Annotated in this window: 13 protein-coding genes and 1 pseudogene; 4 read left to right on the forward strand and 10 right to left on the reverse strand. The window is 74.1% G+C overall.

The genetic code is table 11. The features are described 5' to 3' along the window. The 4 genes and pseudogenes from BJP40_RS34070 to BJP40_RS08035 form a co-directional block, all read left to right on the forward strand. Positions 1-422 (forward strand): annotated as a pseudogene (locus BJP40_RS34070) (hypothetical protein); the annotation flags it as partial. Further along, positions 419-835 (forward strand): ferritin-like domain-containing protein, encoded by a 417-nt coding sequence (locus BJP40_RS08025; protein WP_071279761.1) that lies wholly within the window; start codon positions 419-421, stop codon positions 833-835. The pseudogene BJP40_RS34070 and the gene BJP40_RS08025, both read left to right, overlap by 4 nt. Positions 836-887: 52 nt before the next feature. Then, on the forward strand, positions 888-1,793 hold the full coding sequence (locus tag BJP40_RS08030) for an aminoglycoside phosphotransferase family protein (protein WP_071279763.1): 906 nt from the start codon (positions 888-890) through the stop codon (positions 1,791-1,793). Between the two features lie 403 nt (positions 1,794-2,196). Continuing rightward, positions 2,197-3,141, forward strand: a complete 945-nt coding sequence (locus BJP40_RS08035; protein ID WP_071279765.1) for a slipin family protein — start codon at positions 2,197-2,199, stop codon at positions 3,139-3,141. A gap of 30 nt (positions 3,142-3,171) precedes the next feature. Here BJP40_RS08035 and BJP40_RS08040 read toward each other — a convergent pair whose 3' ends face one another. From BJP40_RS08040 to BJP40_RS08085, 10 genes are all read right to left on the reverse strand, one after another. Beyond that, a complete protein-coding gene (locus BJP40_RS08040; protein ID WP_071279766.1) occupies positions 3,172-4,878 on the reverse strand; it encodes a proline--tRNA ligase in 1,707 nt (568 codons plus the stop codon). Between the two features lie 111 nt (positions 4,879-4,989). Then, complete coding sequence (locus BJP40_RS08045) at positions 4,990-5,547, reverse strand: GNAT family N-acetyltransferase (protein WP_071273824.1); 558 nt, start codon at positions 5,545-5,547, stop codon at positions 4,990-4,992. A 10-nt stretch (positions 5,548-5,557) separates the two neighbouring features. After that, positions 5,558-6,403 (reverse strand): GNAT family N-acetyltransferase, encoded by an 846-nt coding sequence (locus tag BJP40_RS08050; RefSeq protein WP_071279768.1) that lies wholly within the window; start codon positions 6,401-6,403, stop codon positions 5,558-5,560. Positions 6,404-6,856: 453 nt separating this feature from the next. Then, positions 6,857-8,011, reverse strand: coding sequence for a flavodoxin-dependent (E)-4-hydroxy-3-methylbut-2-enyl-diphosphate synthase (ispG, locus tag BJP40_RS08055; protein ID WP_071273830.1), 1,155 nt, complete (start codon positions 8,009-8,011; stop codon positions 6,857-6,859). A gap of 182 nt (positions 8,012-8,193) precedes the next feature. After that, positions 8,194-9,495, reverse strand: coding sequence for an RIP metalloprotease (locus tag BJP40_RS08060; RefSeq protein ID WP_071279769.1), 1,302 nt, complete (start codon positions 9,493-9,495; stop codon positions 8,194-8,196). Next, positions 9,492-10,766 (reverse strand): 1-deoxy-D-xylulose-5-phosphate reductoisomerase, encoded by a 1,275-nt coding sequence (dxr, locus tag BJP40_RS08065; protein ID WP_071279771.1) that lies wholly within the window; start codon positions 10,764-10,766, stop codon positions 9,492-9,494. The genes BJP40_RS08060 and dxr overlap by 4 nt, the downstream gene beginning before the upstream one ends. 710 nt (positions 10,767-11,476) lie before the next feature. Further along, complete coding sequence (locus BJP40_RS08070) at positions 11,477-13,414, reverse strand: acyl-CoA dehydrogenase family protein (protein ID WP_071279773.1); 1,938 nt, start codon at positions 13,412-13,414, stop codon at positions 11,477-11,479. Between the two features lie 174 nt (positions 13,415-13,588). Then, positions 13,589-15,034: an aldehyde dehydrogenase family protein gene (locus tag BJP40_RS08075; protein WP_071279775.1), complete on the reverse strand. Its 1,446-nt coding sequence runs from the start codon at positions 15,032-15,034 to the stop codon at positions 13,589-13,591. Between the two features lie 158 nt (positions 15,035-15,192). Beyond that, on the reverse strand, positions 15,193-16,146 hold the full coding sequence (locus BJP40_RS08080; protein WP_071279777.1) for an EamA family transporter: 954 nt from the start codon (positions 16,144-16,146) through the stop codon (positions 15,193-15,195). Positions 16,147-16,654: 508 nt separating this feature from the next. After that, complete coding sequence (locus BJP40_RS08085) at positions 16,655-18,217, reverse strand: PucR family transcriptional regulator (RefSeq protein WP_071279779.1); 1,563 nt, start codon at positions 18,215-18,217, stop codon at positions 16,655-16,657. Positions 18,218-18,506: the final 289 nt, after the last annotated feature.

The following is an 18,506-nucleotide window of genomic DNA, read 5'->3' on the forward strand; positions in this document are numbered from 1 at the left end:
GGTACGACGCCGCGCTCGCCGCCCATGCCGCGCTCCGGCCCCGCCTCGCCCCGCTGCGGGAGGCCACCGCCCGCCATGTGGCGGCGCTGGACCCCGCGGCGCCGCCACCGTCCCCGGCCCCGCCCGCACCCGGTGGGGCCTCCCCGTCGGCGACCGGAGCTCCCACCGGCGCGGCCGGGCCTCCGGAAGGGCACCGGAACGCTGCCTCCCCTTCCCCCGCGGGGGACCTCACGGGGGCGCCCGCCGATCCCGCCGCCGCACTGAAGGGGCTCGCCGCGCTGGCGTCCCGTACCGCCGGTGCGCACACCGAGGCGCTGGCGGGCGCACCCGCCGAGCTGGCGCGGCTGCTGGCCTCCGTCGCCGCGGCGTCGGCCGCGCACGCCTACCTGCTGGCCGCACCGGCCGGGGGGAGCCCGTCGTGAGCGAGCTGGAGGCCGCCCAGGCCGCTCTGTCCGCCGAGCACGCCGCCGTGTACGGGTACGGGGTGGTCGGCGCCCGGCTCGACGGCGACCTGCGGGCGGAGGCCGCCGCCGCGCACGCCGCGCACCGGGCGCGGCGGGACGCACTGGACCGTGCCGTGCGCGACCTGGGCGGGACGCCCGCCGCCGCGGCCGCCGCGTACGCCCTGCCGTTCCCGGTGGTGGACGCGGACGGGGCGGTGCGGCTCGCCGCCGAGCTGGAGGACCGGGTGGCGGGCGTGTACGCCGATCTCGTACGGGCCTCCGGCGGCGCGGTGCGCCGGGACGCGGCGGGCGCCCTGCGGGAGGCGGCCGTGCGGGCGGTGCGCTGGCGCGGCAGCGGCGTAGCCTTTCCTGGGCTCGCCGAGCGGTCGTGAGCCCCGACGGCCCACGGGCCGACGCGGCTCATGAAAGGGAACACCGACACGTATGGCTGACGCCGCCTTTGAACCACCGCGCCGGCTCGTCCGGGCACTGCGGGAAGCAGCCGACCCCGCCGCGAGCGAACCGTGGCTGCAGGGACTCCCGGCAGTGCTGCGCGAGGCCCTGGAGGGCCACGGCGTCGAGGCCGAGCGGATCGTGGAACCGGGTGGCCGCAGCAGCCTCGTGGTCCTCGTGCGGCGGCCGGACGGCGAGCCGGGCGCGCTGAAGCTGGCCCCGCCGTGCGCCGCGCCCGGGCAGGAGCGCGCCGCACTCGCCCACTGGAACGGCTGGGGCGCGGTGCGCCTGCTGGAGGGGCCGGGCGGCGGGCTGCTGCTGGAGCGGTTGCAGCCGGAGGTGTCGCTGCGGGCCCTGCCGGCGGCCAAGGCGCTGCTGGAGGCGGCGGGCACGGTCCGCAAGCTGTGGGTGGAGCCCCCGGCGGGGCACGGCTTCCCGTCGGTCGCCGAGCGCACGGACCGGCAGGCCGGGGCGATGGCGGCGTACCGGTCGGACGGCGTGGCCGGTCCGCTGGTGGCGGCGGCCCTGGAGGCGCGCGAGGAGCTGCTGGCGGGTGCTCCGGAGGCGCTGCTGCTGCACGGCTGCTTCCGGCAGGGCAAGGTGCTGGCCGGGGAGCGGGCGCCGTGGCTGGCGGTGGGGCCGGACCCGGTGGTGGGTGAGCGGGCGTACGACCTGGCCCGGCTGGTGCGGGACCGGGTGGAGGACCTGGTGGCCGCGGACTCCGGTGCCTCCGCGGCACGGCGGCGGATGCGGGGGCTCGCGGAGTCCCTGGACGTCGACGGGGAGCGGCTGCGCGGCTGGGCCCTGTTCCGGGCCGTGGAGTCCGCGACGCGGGCGCTCGCCGCGGGACGCCGGGGCGACGCCGAGCTGCTGCTGGAGTTCGCCGGCTGGCTCTGAGGGGCGGCACGGGCCCGCCGGGACTGCTGCGCCGACCGCTTCAGGACCCTGCACCCGGCGGGCCGGTGCCTTCGGGTGCCGGACCGGGGCGCCGGGCCCCGTGCCGGCGGGGCGGGGACGCGGACCGGCAGGCGGGGCAGGGCGGGGAGGTGCGGGCCGTCGAGCGCGGCCGTGACCCCTTGGTCGCGCACTGGCCTGCTGGGCCGTGCATCGACCTGCGCCGCGGTCCCGCAGGAGCCGGTCCACCGCTCGGAGGACGGAGCGGACGCCGGCCGCGCGGACGGGCACGGGTCCGGCGCACCCCGCAGATGGACCCACGGGAGCCGGGCGACGGCCCGGCGCCCTCCCCCGCTGCTGTCCACCAGCTCCCCCTTATCCACCCATCTGGGTGCACTATGGGCATATGGGTGAGGAACTGGTGACCGTGGTGGTGCTGGTCGTGATGGCCGTGCTGGCGTACGTGGCTGCGGCCGCCCGGGTGGTCAAGCAGTACGAGCAAGGTGTCGTCCTGCGCTTCGGGCGGCTCCGCGGTGAGGTGAAACCCCCGGGGTTCACCATGATCGTTCCGTTCGTGGACCACCTGCGCAAGGTGAACATGCAGATCGTCACCATGCCGGTCCCCGCGCAGGAGGGCATCACCCACGACAACGTGACGGTGCGGGTGGACGCGGTGGTCTACTTCAAGGTCGTCGACCCGGTCGACGCGGTGATCCGGGTGGAGGACTACCGCTTCGCCGTCGCACAGATCGCGCAGACGTCGCTGCGCTCCATCATCGGCAAGAGCGACCTGGACGACCTGCTCTCCAACCGCGAGAAGCTGAACGAGGGCCTGGAGCTGATGATCGACAATCCGGCCGTCGAGTGGGGCGTCACCATCGACCGGGTGGAGATCAAGGACGTGTCGCTCCCGGAGACCATGAAGCGGTCCATGGCCCGCCAGGCGGAGGCCGACCGGGAGCGTCGGGCGCGGCTCATCAACGCGGACGCGGAGTTCCAGGCGTCCAAGAAGCTGTCGGACGCGGCCCGCGAGATGGCGGACACCCCCTCGGCCCTCCAGCTGCGCCTGCTGCAAACGGTCATGGCGGTGGCCGCCGAGAAGAACTCGACGCTGGTGCTGCCGATACCGGTGGAACTGCTGCGGTTCCTGGAGCGGTCGGCCGGGGAGCCGGAACACCGCGCGGAGCCCCCGCGCGAGGTCGCCAGGCCGGAGGACGGGCGGCGGGAGGAGCCGGTGCGGCAGGAGGAGCCCGTACGGCAGGCCGCTCCCCCCGCTCCCGCTCACGCACGCGCACCGGCGACGCCGCTCCCAGTGCGGGACGACGACGCCGGTACGGCGGGCTGCCTCTGAGCCCCGCGGACCGACCCTTGGGCGGGGCGGTTACGCGGTGGCGGCGGTCAGGCGTGCGACGGCCTCCTCGACCGTCAGCTCCTCGCGCTCGCCGGTGCGGCGGTCCTTCAGTTCGACGACGCGCTCGCCCGAGCGGCGGCCCGCGACCAGGATCGTCGGAACGCCGATGAGTTCCGCGTCGGTGAACTTCACGCCCGGGGAGACCCCGGCGCGGTCGTCGACCATGACGCGCAGCCCGGCCTCGGCGAGAGTCTCGGACACCTCCAGCGCCAGCTCGGTCTGGAGCGCCTTGCCCGCGGCCACGACGTGGACGTCGGCCGGGGCGACCTCACGCGGCCAGCACAGGCCCTTGTCGTCGGCGGTCTGCTCGGCGAGCGCCGCGACCGCGCGGGAGACGCCGACGCCGTACGAGCCCATGGTGACCCGGACCGGCTTGCCGTTCTGCCCGAGGACGTCGAGCTGGAACGCGTCGGTGTACTTGCGGCCGAGCTGGAAGATGTGGCCGATCTCGATGGCCCGGTCCAGCTTCAGGCCGGTGCCGCACTGCGGGCAGGGGTCGCCCTCCTCCACCACGACGACGTCCAGGTAGTCGTCGACGGTGAAGTCGCGGCCGCAGACCACGTTCCTGGCGTGCGTGTCGGGCTTGTTGGCGCCGGTGATCCAGGCGGTGCCGGCGGCGACGCGCGGGTCGGCGATGTACCGGACCTTGTCCAGGCCCTGCGGGCCGACGTAGCCGCGGACGAGGTCGGGGCGGCCCTCGAAGTCCTCGGCGGTGACCATCTCGACGACGGCGGGGGCCAGGTGGTCCTCCAGCTTGCCGAGGTCGACCTCGCGGTCACCGGGGACGCCGACGGCGACGATCTCGCCGTCCACCTTCACCAGCAGGTTCTTCAGGGTGGCGGAGGCGGGGACGCCCAGGTGCTGGGCGAGCGTCTCGATGGTGGGCGTGTCGGGGGTGTCCAGCTCCTCGACCGGGCCGTGCGCGGAGCCGTCGGCCGGCTCGCCGCCGGCGAAGGTGACGGCCTCCGTGTTGGCGGCGTAGTCGCAGGACGGGCAGTACACGAAGGTGTCCTCGCCGGCGGCCGCGGGGGTGAGGAACTCCTCGGAGGCGGAACCGCCCATGGCGCCCGAGACCGCCGAGACGATCTTGTGTCGCAGGTTGAGCCGCTCAAAGATCCGCACGTACGCCTCGCGGTGCAGGCGGTACGACTCGGCGAGGCCCTCGTCGGTGGTGTCGAAGGAGTACGAGTCCTTCATCTGGAACTCGCGGCCGCGCAGGATGCCCGAGCGGGGGCGGGCCTCGTCGCGGTACTTGGTCTGGATCTGGTAGAGGATCACCGGCAGGTCCTTGTAGGACGTGCACTGGTCCTTGACCAGCTGGGTGAAGATCTCCTCGTGGGTGGGGCCGAGGAGGTACTCGGCGCCCTTGCGGTCCTTGAGGCGGAAGAGCTCGGCGCCGTACTCGTCCCAGCGGCCGGTCGCCTCGTACGGCTCCTTGGGGAGCAGCGCGGGCAGCAGGACCTCCTGCGCGCCGATGGCGTCCATCTCCTCGCGCACGACGCGGGCGACGTTCTCCAGCACCTTCTTGCCGAGGGGCAGCCAGGACCAGATGCCGGCGGCGTTGCGGCGGACGTATCCGGCGCGGACCAGCAGCTTGTGGCTGAGCGTCTCGGCGTCCGCCGGGTCGTCGCGCAGTGTCTTGACCATCAACCGGGACATGCGCTGGACCTGGGCCATGGGGAACTCTCCTGCGGTGAAAAGTGTGATGTGCAGGAGGTTAGCCGGGGGACGGCGGGAGGCGGAAATCAGTTGCCGCCGTTTCCGCGCCGCCCCGGCCCCCGCCGCGCCTCACGGGTGACGCAGCGGGAGTTCCGCGCCCATCACCGCGTAGGGCCGGGTCGCGCTCGGGAAGTGGACGCGGCGGGCCAGGTCGACGTAGCCGAGCGTCCGGTAGAGGCGCCTGGCCGGGCTCTCCGTGTCGATGGCGGAGAGGATCGAGCGGGGTTCGCGGGCCGTGGCGGTGAGGGCCGTGATGAGCCGGGTGCCGATGCCCCGGCCCTGGTGGTCGGGGTGGACGTGGAGTTCCGTGATGACGAAGGAGTCGTCCAGCCAGGCGTCGTTGCCCTCGCGGACGAGGTAGGGCTGGACGACGGTCGACCACCAGTGGGCGCGGTCGTTGGGCATGCCGTAGACGAATCCGGCGAGCCGCCCCGAGGGGGTGGTCGCGCCGAGGGCACGTGCGCCCGGGCAGGCCATGTGGCGCAGCACGATGTGCCGGCGCACCGCGACCTCGCCCGCGGTCAGGCCGAAGGCCAGGGCCTGTACGGCGAGGGCCTCGTCCACCCGTGCGGGCAGGTCGAGCGGGCCGACCGTCACCTGCTCGGCGGCCGCCATGTCGTCATCCATGGGGCGAACCCTAGAACAGCACGCTCATGAACGCGCCGACCTCCCGGAAGCCGACCCTGCGGTACGCGGCGCGGGCGGGGGCGTTGTAGTCGTTGACGTACAGGCTGACGACGGGCGCGATGTCGGCCAGCGCGTACCGCAGGACGGCGGCCATGCCGGTCTCGGACAGGCCCCGGCCGCGGTGCTCCGGCGCGACCCACACGCCCTGCACCTGGCAGGCCTGCGGGGTGGCGGCGCCGATCTCGGCCTTGAAGACGACCTCGCCGTCCTCGATGCGGGCGAAGGAGCGGCCGGCGCCGACCAGTTCGGCCACCCGGGCCTGGTAGAGCAGCCCGCCGTCCCCCGACATCGGGGAGACGCCGACCTCTTCCGTGAACATCGCCACGCAGGCCGGCATGATCACGTCCATCTCGTCCTTGCGGACGCGGCGGACCAGCGGGTCGGGTTCGACGTGCGCCGCGGGCTGGTCGGTGACCATGAGCGGCTGGTGGCGGCGGACGTCCCGGGCGGGGCCCCAGCTCGGTTCGAGCAGCCGCCACAGGTGGGCGGTGGGTCCGGCGGGCCCGACAAGGGAGGAGCAGCGGCGGCCGGTGCGTCGGGCGCGGTCGGCGAACGCCCGTACGGCGTCGGGGGTGGCGCAGATGGGGACGAGGTTGGCGCCCGCGTAGCAGAGGGAGCGCAGCCGGCCCTCGTCGTACCAGCCCCACATCTCGCCGCCGAGCCGCCAGGGGTCGAGGCCGGCGGCCTGGACGCGGGCGGTGACGAAGGCGTTGCTGACGGGCTCGCTCTCCAGGATGGCGAGCGCGGCGCCGAGGTCGCCGGGTTCGAGGACCCGGGTGGTGGTGTGCGTCAACACGGGGGGCCTCACCAGTGGTCTGTCAGTCTCCGCACTGTACCTGGCGTTCCCGCACAGCGGGTGCCCCGCCCGGCCCCGGCCCGCCAGGGGCCCCGCCGTCCGAGCCCGGCGTACGGGCCCGTGCGGGGAGGCGCCGGCCCCGCCCGGCGGCCGGTCCGGCTCGAAGGGCGGGGCGCCGGGCTCCACGGGTGACGCCTGCGGCACCTCCGCAAGCGGCGCGGGGGCGGCGGGGTCGAGCCTGGGGGCCGGGGCGGGCGTTTCGGCTGCGGGCTGCGGGTGAAGGCAGGCCGCGGCGTCCATCCTGCGGGCTCCGCGGGCGACGACGGCCCGCGGCACCCGGAGGGAGGCGCGGACGGCGGGGGCGCGGGCCCGGAACGGCGCCCGCCCGGGAAAGCGGTGGGCCCCGCCGCGGTGTGCGGCGGGGCCCACGGGAGCCTCCGGGGAGGCGGCGCCTCAGCTCACGGAGACCTCGGGCTCGCCCGAGGCCACGCCGTCCTTCTCCATCTGCTCGGCGATCTTCAGCGCCTCTTCGATCAGCGTCTCGACGATCTTCGACTCGGGCACGGTCTTGATGACCTCGCCCTTGACGAAGATCTGGCCCTTGCCGTTGCCGGACGCCACACCGAGGTCGGCCTCGCGGGCCTCGCCCGGGCCGTTGACGACGCAGCCCATGACGGCGACGCGCAGCGGCACCTCCATGCCCTCCAGGCCGGCGGTGACCTCGTCGGCCAGCTTGTACACGTCGACCTGGGCGCGGCCGCAGGACGGGCAGGAGACGATCTCCAGGCGGCGCTGGCGCAGGTTCAGGGACTCCAGGATCTGAATGCCGACCTTGACCTCCTCCGCCGGGGGCGCGGACAGGGAGACGCGGATCGTGTCGCCGATGCCCTCCGAGAGCAGCGCGCCGAAGGCGACGGCGGACTTGATGGTGCCCTGGAAGGCGGGGCCCGCCTCGGTGACGCCGAGGTGCAGCGGGTAGTCGCACTGGGCGGCGAGCTGGCGGTAGGCGTTGACCATGACGACCGGGTCGTTGTGCTTGACCGAGATCTTGATGTCGTGGAAGTCGTGCTCCTCGAAGAGGGACGCCTCCCACAGGGCGGACTCGACGAGGGCCTCGGGGGTGGCCTTGCCGTACTTCTGGAGCAGCCGCTGGTCCAGGGAACCCGCGTTGACGCCGATGCGGATCGGGGTGCCGTGGTCCTTGGCGACCTTGGCGATCTCCTTGACCTGGTCGTCGAACTTCTTGATGTTGCCCGGGTTGACGCGGACCGCCGCGCAGCCGGCCTCGATCGCGGCGAAGACGTACTTGGGCTGGAAGTGGATGTCCGCGATCACCGGGATCTGCGACTTCTTCGCGATGACCGGGAGGGCGTCGGCGTCGTCCTGCGTGGGGCAGGCGACGCGGACGATCTGGCAGCCGGAGGCCGTCAGCTCGGCGATCTGCTGGAGGGTGGCGCCGATGTCGGAGGTCCGGGTCGTCGTCATCGACTGCACCGACACGGGAGCGTCGCCGCCGACGGCCACGGTCCCGACCTGGATCTGCCGGCTCTTGCGGCGCTCGGCGAGCTTGGTCGGAACGGACGGGATACCGAGAGAAATCGCGGTCATCTGCTGTGCAACCCCAAGATGGTGGGAGGTCCTGACGAGGTCCTGGAAGCGGCGGGCTCAGGCCTCTGAGATTACAGGTGGCGTGCTCCAGCCAGCACATTGCGCTGATGCGTGCCACCCCGGAGGGGGCGGCCGGGCACGCCTGTGCGCCCGGCCGTGCGTCCCCCGTGACGGGTGTACGGCTACGAGATCCTCACCGGGTTCACGATGTCGGCGAGCAGCACCAGCAGCGTGAAGCAGATGAAGATGCCCGCGACGACGTACGCGACGGGCATGAGCTTCGCGACGTCGAAGGGGCCGGGGTCGGGGCGCCGCAGCAGCCGGGCGGTCTTCCGGCGCACGGACTCCCACAGCGCGCCCGCGATGTGTCCGCCGTCGAGGGGGAGCAGCGGGAGCATGTTGAACAGGAACAGCGACAGGTTGAACGTGGCGAGGACGAGCAGGAACGTCGCGATGACGTTCTGCGTCGGCATGTCGAGGTTCATCACCTCGCCGCTGATGCGGGCGGCACCGACGATGCCGACCGGCGAGTCGGCCTTGCGTTCTCCGTCGCCGAAGGTGGCGTCCCACAGGTCGGGGATCTTCGACGGCAGCGCGACGACGGCGTGGGCGCTGTCCTCGATCATGTCGCCCATGCGGTCGACGGACTGGCCGAAGGTGAGCGGCAGGATCTCGGTGCTGGCGGCGAAGCCGAGGTAGCCGGCGTCGACGAACTTGCCGGGGATGACCTCGCCGTCGGCGTCCTTCGCGTGGACGCTGTTGCTGGCGAGGGTCGGGGTGAGGGTGAGCCGGCTGCCGTCGCGCTCGACGGTCACCGTGGCGGGGCCGATGGTGTCGCGGATCCGGGCCGACAGGGTGTCCCAGTCGTCGACGGGCTCCCCGTTGAAGGCCACGATGCGGTCGCCCGCCTTCAGGCCCGCGGCGTGGGCCGGGGAGACCGCGTCGCCGCTCGCGCAGGTGTCGCGCTGGGCGCTCTGCGGGATGATGCACTTCTGGACGCCGGCGACCTCGGTGGTCTGGGTCGCGAAGCCGAAGGTCATGGCGACGCCGAGGAAGAGCGCGACGGCGAGCACCAGGTTCATGAAGGGGCCCGCGAACATGACGATGACGCGCTTCCACGGCTTGCGGGTGTAGAAGAGCCGCTTCTCGTCGCCGGGCTGCAGCTCCTCGTACGCCGCCGCGCGGGCGTCCTCGATCATGCCGCGGAACGGCGACGTGGAGCGGGCTTCGATCCGGCCGTCGTCGCCGGGCGGGAACATGCCGATCATGCGGATGTAGCCGCCCATCGGGATGGCCTTGATCCCGTACTCGGTCTCGCCCTTGTGGCGGGACCACAGCGTGGGACCGAAACCCACCATGTACTGGGGCACGCGGATGCCGAAGAGCTTGGCCGTGGAGAGGTGGCCTAGTTCGTGCCAGGCGATGGAGACCAGCAGTCCGAGGGCGAACAGCGCGATGCCGAGGATGTACAGGATCACCGTCATGCGCGAACCTCCGCCGCCGTCTGCACTGTCGTCTTCGCGGCCTTGGCCGCCAGTCCGCGGGCCCTGGCCCGGGCCCAGTCCTCTGCTTCCAGGACGTCCGTCACCGTCAGTGAGGTTCCCGTCCGGGGGGTGCCGTGTGCGGCGACGACCTCGGTGACGGTCTCCATGATGGCGTTGAACGGGAGCCGCCCGGCGAGGAACGCGTCGACGCACTCCTCGTTCGCGGCGTTGAACACGGCCGGCGCGGTCCCGCCGAGCTCGCCGACGTGCCGCGCGAGGCCGACCGACGGGAAGGCGTCGTGGTCGAGCGGGAAGAACTCCCAGGTGGACGCCTGGGACCAGTCGAAGGCGGGCGCCGCGTCCGGGACGCGTTCGGGCCAGCCGAGACCGATGGCGATGGGGCCGCGCATGTCGGGCGGGGTGGCCTGGGCGAGGGTGGAGCCGTCGGTGAACTCCACCATCGAGTGCACGTACGACTGGGGGTGGACGACGACCTCAATGCGGTCGAACGGGATGTCGTACAGCAGGTGTGCCTCGATCACCTCCAGGCCCTTGTTGACGAGCGTGGCGCTGTTGACGGTGATCACCGGCCCCATCGCCCACGTCGGGTGGGCGAGGGCGTCGTCGGGGGTGACGTGGGCCAGTTCGGCCTTCGTCCGGCCGCGGAAGGGGCCGCCGGACGCGGTGACGACCAGTTTGCGGACGTCGGCGCGGGTGCCGGAGGCGAGCGCCTGGAAGAGCGCGGCGTGCTCGGAGTCGACCGGGATGATCTGGCCGGGCTTGGCGACGCCCTTCACCAGCGGGCCGCCGACGATGAGCGACTCCTTGTTGGCTAGGGCGAGCGTGCGGCCCGCTTCGAGGGCGGCGAGCGTGGGCGCGAGGCCGATGGAGCCGGTGATGCCGTTGAGGACGGTGTGGCACTCGGACGCGGCGAGTTGGGCGGCGGCGTCGGGGCCGGCGAGGATCTCCGGCTGGGGCTCGGTGCCGTACGCCCGCGCCAGTGCCTCCCGCAGCGCGGGGACCGCGTCCTCGCGGGCCACGGCCACCGTGCGCACCTTGAGCCGGTGCGCCTGCTCGGCGAGCAGTCCGGCGCGTCCGCCGGCGGCGGAGAGCGCGGTGACGCGGAACCGGTCGGGGTTGCGCAGGACCAGGTCGACGGCCTGGGTGCCGATGGACCCGGTGGAGCCGAGGACGACGATGTCCCGGCGGCCTTCGGACGGGTCGAAGGCGATGTGCGGGTCGGCGAGGGGTGCGGGTGCGCTGTCGCTCATGGACCCATTCTTGCGGCATCGCGCGGGTGCCCGTGCCCGCCCCCCTGCCGGGACGGGTGGTGCGCCCGGGGCCGCCCGCCTGTGCGGGGGCCCCGGCGGACGGCGGGCGCTCTGCTGCGTCCGGGACGGTCCCGGCGCACACGGGGCCGGTCCACTGCGGCCCACCGGCGGCGGGGCGGCAACGGTCCGCACGGGCGGGTGTGCGGGCGGCGGCCCGGCCGACGTCAACGGCCAGGCGCCCGCGACGCACCCGGACAGGCACAGGCACGCCCCGCCCCGGCAAGCGCGCGGCATACGGCGTACACCGACGAGTGCGCAGGCAGCGGCCCGGCCGACGTCAGCAGCCAGGCGCCCACGACGCACCCGGACAGGCACAGGCACGCCCGCCGGCGGGGCGTCGGGCGGTCGGGCGGTCGGGCGGTGGCGGTCGGGCGGTCGGGCGGTCGGGCGGTCGGGCGGTCGGGCGGCTGCGGCCTACCTACCGGGCGTGGTCCGTGGCCGGTCAGCGGACGGGGACACGGCGTACGCGGACGAGTGCACCACCGCCCCACCGGCAGCCGGCGGACGGGTCCGCCACGGCATACGGGGGCACGGGCGGCCGGCGCACAGGCAGACGCGTGCACGGCGGCCGTCGTGCACGCGGCCGGGTGCACGGGCGGCCGACCGGCGGGGCACGCACGGTGTGCCCCGGTCCCGTGGCCGGCCGGGGGTCAGCGGATGGGGCGGTGGAGGTTGGGCCGGGCGCTGGGCCCCGGCGTGGCGTCGGCGATCCAGGGGCCCTCGCCGCTGGGGTCGAGGACGCCTTCCTCCAGCCAGGTGTAGCGGTCCGCGAGGACGCCCTTGACGACCTTGCGGTCCAGGTCGTCGGTGTTGGCCCACAGGCGGCCGAACAGTTCCTCGACGCGCAGCCGGGACTGGCGGCAGAACGCGTCGGCCAGTTCGTAGGCGGCCCGCCCGTGGTCGCCGCGGGCGCGGAGGAGTTCGGCGCGGACGCAGGCCGCGCTCATCGCGAAGAGCTCGGCGCCGATGTCGACGATCCGGCCGAGGAAGCCCTGCTTGGTCTCCATGCGGCCCTGCCAGCGGGACATGGCGTAGAACGTCGAGCGGGCCAGCTTGCGGGAGGTGCGCTCCACGTAGCGGAGGTGGACGGACAGGTCCGGGTGGCCCTTCGGGTGGAACTCTGCGTACGCGCCGGGAACCTGGCCGCGGCCCGCCACCAGCTGGGGGAGCCAGCGCGCGTAGAAGGCCGTGGCGTGGGCGCCCGCCTTCGCCTTGTCCGCCAGCGGCTTGTCGGGGTCGATGATGTCGCCGGCGACCGACAGATGCGCGTCGACGGCCTCGCGGGCGATCAGCAGGTGCATGATCTCCGTGGAGCCCTCGAAGATGCGGTTGATGCGCAGGTCGCGCAGGAGTTGCTCGACGGGGACGGGACGCTCGCCCCGGGCGGCGAGGGACTCGGCGGTCTCGTAACCGCGGCCGCCGCGGATCTGGACCAGTTCATCGGCCATGAGCCAGGCCATCTCGGAGCCGTACAGCTTGGCGAGGGCGGCTTCGATGCGGATGTCGTTGCGGTCCTCGTCGGCCATCTGGCTGGACAGGTCGAGGACTGCTTCGAGGGCGAAGGTCGTCGCGGCGATGAAGGCGATCTTGGAGCCGACGGCTTCGTGCCGGGCCACGGGCCTGCCCCACTGCTCGCGGACGGCGCTCCACTCGCGGGCGATCTTCAGGCACCACTTGCCGGCGCCCGCGCACATCGCGGGGAGGGACAGGCGGCCCGTGTTGAGGGTCGTCAGGGCGATCTTCAGGCCGGCGCCCTCGGGGCCGATGCGCTGCGCGGCGGGCACGCGGACCCGGTGGAAGCGGGTGACGCCGTTCTCCAGGCCGCGCAGCCCCATGAAGGAGTTGCGGTTCTCGACGGTGACGCCCTCGGAGGACGCCTCCACCACGAAGGCGGTGATGCCGCCCCTGTGGCCGTCGGAGGCCGGTACGCGGGCCATGACCACCATCAGGTCGGCGACGACGCCGTTCGTGGTCCACAGCTTGACGCCGTCGATGACGTAGTCGTCGCCGTCGGGGACGGCGGTGGTGGCCAGCCGGGCCGGGTCGGAGCCGACGTCGGGCTCGGTGAGGAGGAACGCGGAGATGTCGGTGCGGGCGCAGCGCGGGAGGAAGGCGTCCTTCTGCTCCTGGGTGCCGAAGGTCTTCAGGGGCTGCGGTACGCCGATCGACTGATGGGCCGACAGCAGCGCGCCGACCGCCGGGCTGACGGAGCCGACGAGGGCGAGGGCCTTGTTGTAGTACACCTGGGTGAGGCCGAGCCCGCCGTACCGGGTGTCGATCTTCATGCCGAGGGCGCCGAGTTCCTTGAGCCCGTCCACGACGGCGTCGGGGATGCGGGCCTCGCGTTCGATGAGGGCGCCGTCGATCTCCGTCTCACAGAAGTCGCGGAGCTTGGCGAGGAACTCCTCGCCGCGCTGGGTGTCCTCGGGGCTCGGCAGCGGGTGCGGGTGGATGAGGTCGAGCCGGAAGCGGCCCAGGAACAGTTCCTTGGCGAAGCTGGGCTTGTGCCACTCCTGCTGGCGGGCCGCCTCGGCGACCTGCCGGGCTTCCCTCTCGGACACTCTGGGCTGCTGCTGGGGGCCGGGCATGGGGGCTCACCTCACCGCGGATCGGGGGCGGCCGGCCGGTCGTCCTACCGGTCGGGGCTACCCATCCGTATTACCCGATGACGGCGCGTACGAAAATGCGAGGAGACGGCCGGAGCCCCCGCACAGTGGGCTCCGGCCGTCGGTTCCCGGGGCCGTCCGGGTGAGGGGCGGCCGTCAGAGGGAGAGGCCCGTGAGGACCAGGACCCGCTCGTAGGTGTAGTCGTCCATCGCGTAGGCGACGCCCTCGCGGCCGACGCCGGACTGCTTGGCGCCGCCGTACGGCATCTGGTCGGCGCGGTAGGAGGGGACGTCGCCGATGATCACGCCGCCGACCTCCAGGGCGCGGTGGGCGCGGAAGGCGGTCTGCAGGTCGCGGGTGAAGACGCCGGTCTGGAGGCCGAACTTCGAGTTGTTGACCTCGGCGAACGCGGCGGCCTCGCCGTCGGCGCGGTGCAGGGTGAGGACCGGGCCGAAGACCTCCTCGCAGGCGAGGGTGGCGTCCGCGGGCAGGTCCGCGAGGACGGTCGGCGCGTAGGTGGCGCCCTCGCGCCTGCCGCCGGTCAGCAGCTTCGCGCCGCCCTTGACGGCCTCGTCCACCCAGGACTCCACCCGCTTGGCGGCGTCCTCGCTGACCAGGGGGCCGACGTCGGTGGCGTCGTCGGAGGGGTCGCCGGTGCCCTGGGCCTCGACGGCGGCGACGACCTTCGGTACGAGCCGGTCGTAGACCGAGGCGTCCGCGATGACGCGCTGCACGGAGATGCAGGACTGGCCGCCCTGGTAGTTGGAGAAGGTGGCGATGCGGGTCGCCGCCCAGTCGAGGTCCTCCTCGGAGGACCAGTCGGCGAGGACGACGGCCGCGGCGTTGCCGCCGAGCTCCAGGGTGCAGTGCTTGTGCGGCACGGACTGCTGGATGGCGTAGCCGACCTTGTCGGAGCCGGTGAAGGAGATGACCGGGAGGCGCTCGTCCTGGACGAGGGCGGGCATGCGGTCGTTGGGCACCGGCAGGACGGACCAGGAACCGGCCGGCAGGTCGGTCTCGGCCAGCAGCTCACCGAGGACGAGGGCGGAGAGCGGCGTCGCCGGGGCCGGCTTGAGGATGATGGGCGCGCCGACGGCGATGGCCGGGGCCACCTTGTGGGCGCACAGGTTCAGCGGGAAGTTGAACGGGGCGATGCCGAGGACGACACCCTTGGGGAAGCGGCGGGTCAGGGCGAGGCGGCCCGTGCCGCCGGCGTCGGTGTCGAGGCGCTGGGCGTCGCCGCCGTTGAAGCGGCGGGCCTCCTCGGCGGCGAAGCGGAAGACGGAGACGGCGCGGCCGACCTCACCGCGGGCCCACTTGATGGGCTTGCCGTTCTCCGCGGAGATCAGCTGCGCGATCTCCTCGGTGCGCTCGGCGAGCCGCTTCGAGACGTGGTCGAGGGCGGCGGCGCGGACGTGCGCGGGGGTCGCGGCGAACTCGTCGAGGACGGCGTGGGCGGCGGCCACGGCCTCTTCGACCTGGGCCTCCGTGGGCACGCTGACCTGGCCGACGAGGCGGCCGTCCCAGGGGGAGGTGACGTCGAAGGTGGCGTCGCCGGTGGCCTGGCGGCCGGCGAGCCAGAAGGCGTGGGTGGCGGTCATCGCGGTCCCGGCCCTTCCGAGTTGTGGGGGAGTTGGGTGTTCCCCGCGCGTTCGCGTGGTCTCAGGGGACACGGTAGGCGCGAGGAGCCGCGTCCGGGTTTGTCCGGCGTGGAGTGGTCGAGGGCCCGGGTCCGCCGGTTCGGCAGGTGCGGGGGTGGTCAGCCGCGCCGTTCGGTGCTGACGATCAGGCACACCCCGGCGACCACGATCGTGCCGCCGAGGACGAGCGGCCAGGTCAGCGCCTCGTCCAGGATCAGGGAGCCGAGCAGCACGGCGACGACCGGGTTGACGTAGGCGTACGTGGCGGTCAGGGAGAGCGGCGCCCGCTGCAGGAGCCAGGCGTACGCGGTGAAGGCGATGAGCGACCCGAAGACGACGAGGTACGCGAAGGCCGTCCAGGACCGGGCGGACACGTCGGCGAGGTCGGCGCCGTGCTGCTCGCCCCGCGCGAGTCCGACGAGGAGGCAGCCGATCCCGCCGGCCACCATCTCGTACGCGCTGGCGGTGAAGGGGTTGCCCGGCATCGGTATCCGGGACGAGGAGAACGACCCCGAGGACCACAGGAGGGTCGCGGCGATCACCAGCACGACACCGCCCAGGTGGATGTCGCCGCTGAGGCCGGGGAGGGTGAGGACGGCGAGTCCCGCGAGGCCGAGGAGGACGCCGAGGTACGCGCCGGCGCCGGGCCGCTCCCCGAACGCGGTACGCATCAGCACGACCCAGGCGGGGACGACGGCGATGAGCAGGGCGGCGAGCCCGGAGGGGATGGAGGTCTCGGCGAGGACCACCAGACCGTTGCCGCCGACCAGGAGGAGCAGTCCCACGACGGCGGCGGACAGCATCTGGGCGCGGGTCACCTTGAGCACGGCGGGTCCCTGCCGCCAGGCGAGGAGCGCGGCGAGCAGCAGTCCCGCGGTGACGAACCGGGCCCCGGCGGGGAGGGAGGGCGGCATGGTCTCGACGACCACCCGGATACCGAGGTAGGTGGAGCCCCACACCACGTACACGATCGCGAGGGCGGCCCAGACGGCGCCGGTGATGCGGCGGCGGGGGGCGGGAGGGACCGGATTGACCGGCGCGGCGGACACCGACTCGGCGGCGGGGGTTGTCATGAGCAGGAGACTAAAGATCGACCGTCCGGTACGGCAAAGAATTTGCCCGGATCCGGGCAGCAAGGGGGCTGTGGCGGAGCAGTTCGGTCGTCTGTGGGGGCCCGCTCCGGCGCCACGGCTGCCTGACTGCCCCGCGCTGTCCCGTCCGCCTTCCGGTCTGCCTTCCGGTCTGCCTTCCTCTCCGCCGCCCCCTGGCCAGTGGCCTGTGGCCTGTGGCCTCTGGTCCGCGACCGGTGGCCTGTGGCCCTCCGCGCTGTGGCCTCCGGTCCGTGGCCCTCGTCTATGGCCTTCCGGTCTGTGGCCTTCGTCTGTGGCCTTCCCGTCTGTGGCCTTCCGGGTGTTCGGCGTCCCGTGCCCGTGCGGCCCTGCCGATGGGGGCCGGTGACGTCAGCGGCCGGTGGCGTCCCTCTGGTGTTCGGCGTTTCCCGGCCCCGGGCCCTCACCCGCCCTGTGGCGTTCGGGCGCCCCGGGTGGCTTGGACGCCGGGTGGCTCAGGCGGGTCCGGTGCTCACGGCGACGGAGGCCGGTCCCCCGTGGCCTTCAGGGCCAGCCACAGCTCCATGCGGACGTCCGGGTCGTCGAGCGAGCGGCCGAGGATCTCCTCGACGCGCCGCATCCGGTAGCGCAGCGTGTGCCGGTGGACGCCCAGGTCCGCCGCCGCGGCGTCCCACTGCCCGTGCCGGGACAGCCAGGCGCGCAGCGACGCGACGAGGTCGCCGCGGCCGGTCGCGTCGTGCTCGTACAGCGCGCGCAGCATGCCGTCCGCGAAGGCCCGTACGGCGTCGTCCGCGAGGAGGGGCAGCAGGGAGCCCGCCGCGAGCTCCTCGTTCTCGACGAGGGTCCGCCCCCGTCGGCGGGCCACCGAGAGCGCCTGCTCGGCCTGCTTGTACGCGCCCGCGGCGGCTATCGGCCCGGTGGGGGCGGAGAGCCCGAGGAACGCGCCGGCCTCCTCGGCGTCCTTCTCCCCGTACGCCTCGCAGGCGGCGACCACCGCTCCCCCGTCCGCCGCCAGGACCACCAGGCGGTCGTCCCCCTCCGGCACGGCCAGCACGGCCTCGCCCGCCCGCGCGGCTGCGGTTTCGAGGGTGTCCCCGAGGATGGCGAGCGACGGCTCGGCCGACGGGTCCGGATCGCTGCCCGCCTCGGCGACGACCAGCCGGAACGGGGCGTCGAGCAGCCCTCCGTACAGCTCCCCGGCGACCGTGCGGGCGTGGTCCGGCTGGCCCGCCAGCAGCATGCGGAGCACCGCCGCGCCCAGCCGCTGCTCGGCGGCCTGCAGCGAGCGGGAGCGCTCCGTCGTCAGGGTCAGCAGGGCGATCGCCGAGTGCACGGCGTACCGCTCCGCCGTTCCGAGCGGGGCGCCCGTGCCGACCGCGAGGGCGCCCCGCACCCGCCGGCCCGTGCCCAGCGACTGGAGCTCCACGCGGTCGTCGGTGCCTCCCACGACGGCGGTGGCCGGCGCGGCCCGTTCGCGCAGCCGCTGCACGTCGGGGGCGAGCCGGGCCGCCCGCCGCGCCGCCCAGTCGGGCGCGGCGGCGACGACCGCGCCGGACGCGTCGTACAGCGCCGCCCAGCCGTCCACGTGCGCGGCCAGCCGGGCGACGACCGCGTCGGGGCCCTCCGCCAGGGCGGCGCGGGTGAGTTCCCGCTGGGCCTCGAAACCGGCGGTGACCGCGCGGTACTGGTCGGCGGCCAGCGCCGCCGAGACCGCCTTGGAGATGGCCAGGAACGGGGTGCGCCGCGGCACTTCCAGCAGCGGCAGGTCCTCCTCCAGGGCGGCGTCCAGCAGCGCCTGGGGCAGGGCGTCGTAGTTGACGCCGACGGCGAAGCCGACGCCCACGACCCCCGCTCCGGCGAGCCGCCGCACGTACCGGCGCATCGCCTCACCGTTCTCGGCGTCGAGCGTCATGGCGGTGGTCAGGAGCAGCTCGCCGCCCTCCATGTACGGGACCGGGTCGGCGAGTTCGCTGACGTGCGCCCAGCGGACGGGCGTGTCGAGGCGGTCCTCGCCCGCCCGCACGGTGAGCTTGAGCGCCGAGTGCTGGACGAGGGAGGCGAGGGTGAGCGGCATGGACCGGCGTGCCTTCGGGAGGGGGGACGGGAAGGTGGGGGGTTTGCGCCGTCCCGTATGAACGGCTCTCCTCGATTCTGCCAGGACGTACGACTACCGCCCATACGGCGTCCCCTCCGGCCCGTACCCGGGGTGGCGGCGCGGACGGCCCCCGCCGCCGTGCGGGCCGCCGCCCGCCCCCTTCGCATGACGAGCCCGGCCTCCGACCGGTCCGGGCGTACGGCCCGGGGCCGGCCGGCCGGTCGGGGGTGCGCTGCCCGCGACCGATCCGCGGTGTGCGGGCCGGACG

This window comes from Streptomyces sp. CC53 (genome assembly GCF_001865245.1).
GTDB lineage: Bacteria > Actinomycetota > Actinomycetes > Streptomycetales > Streptomycetaceae > Streptomyces.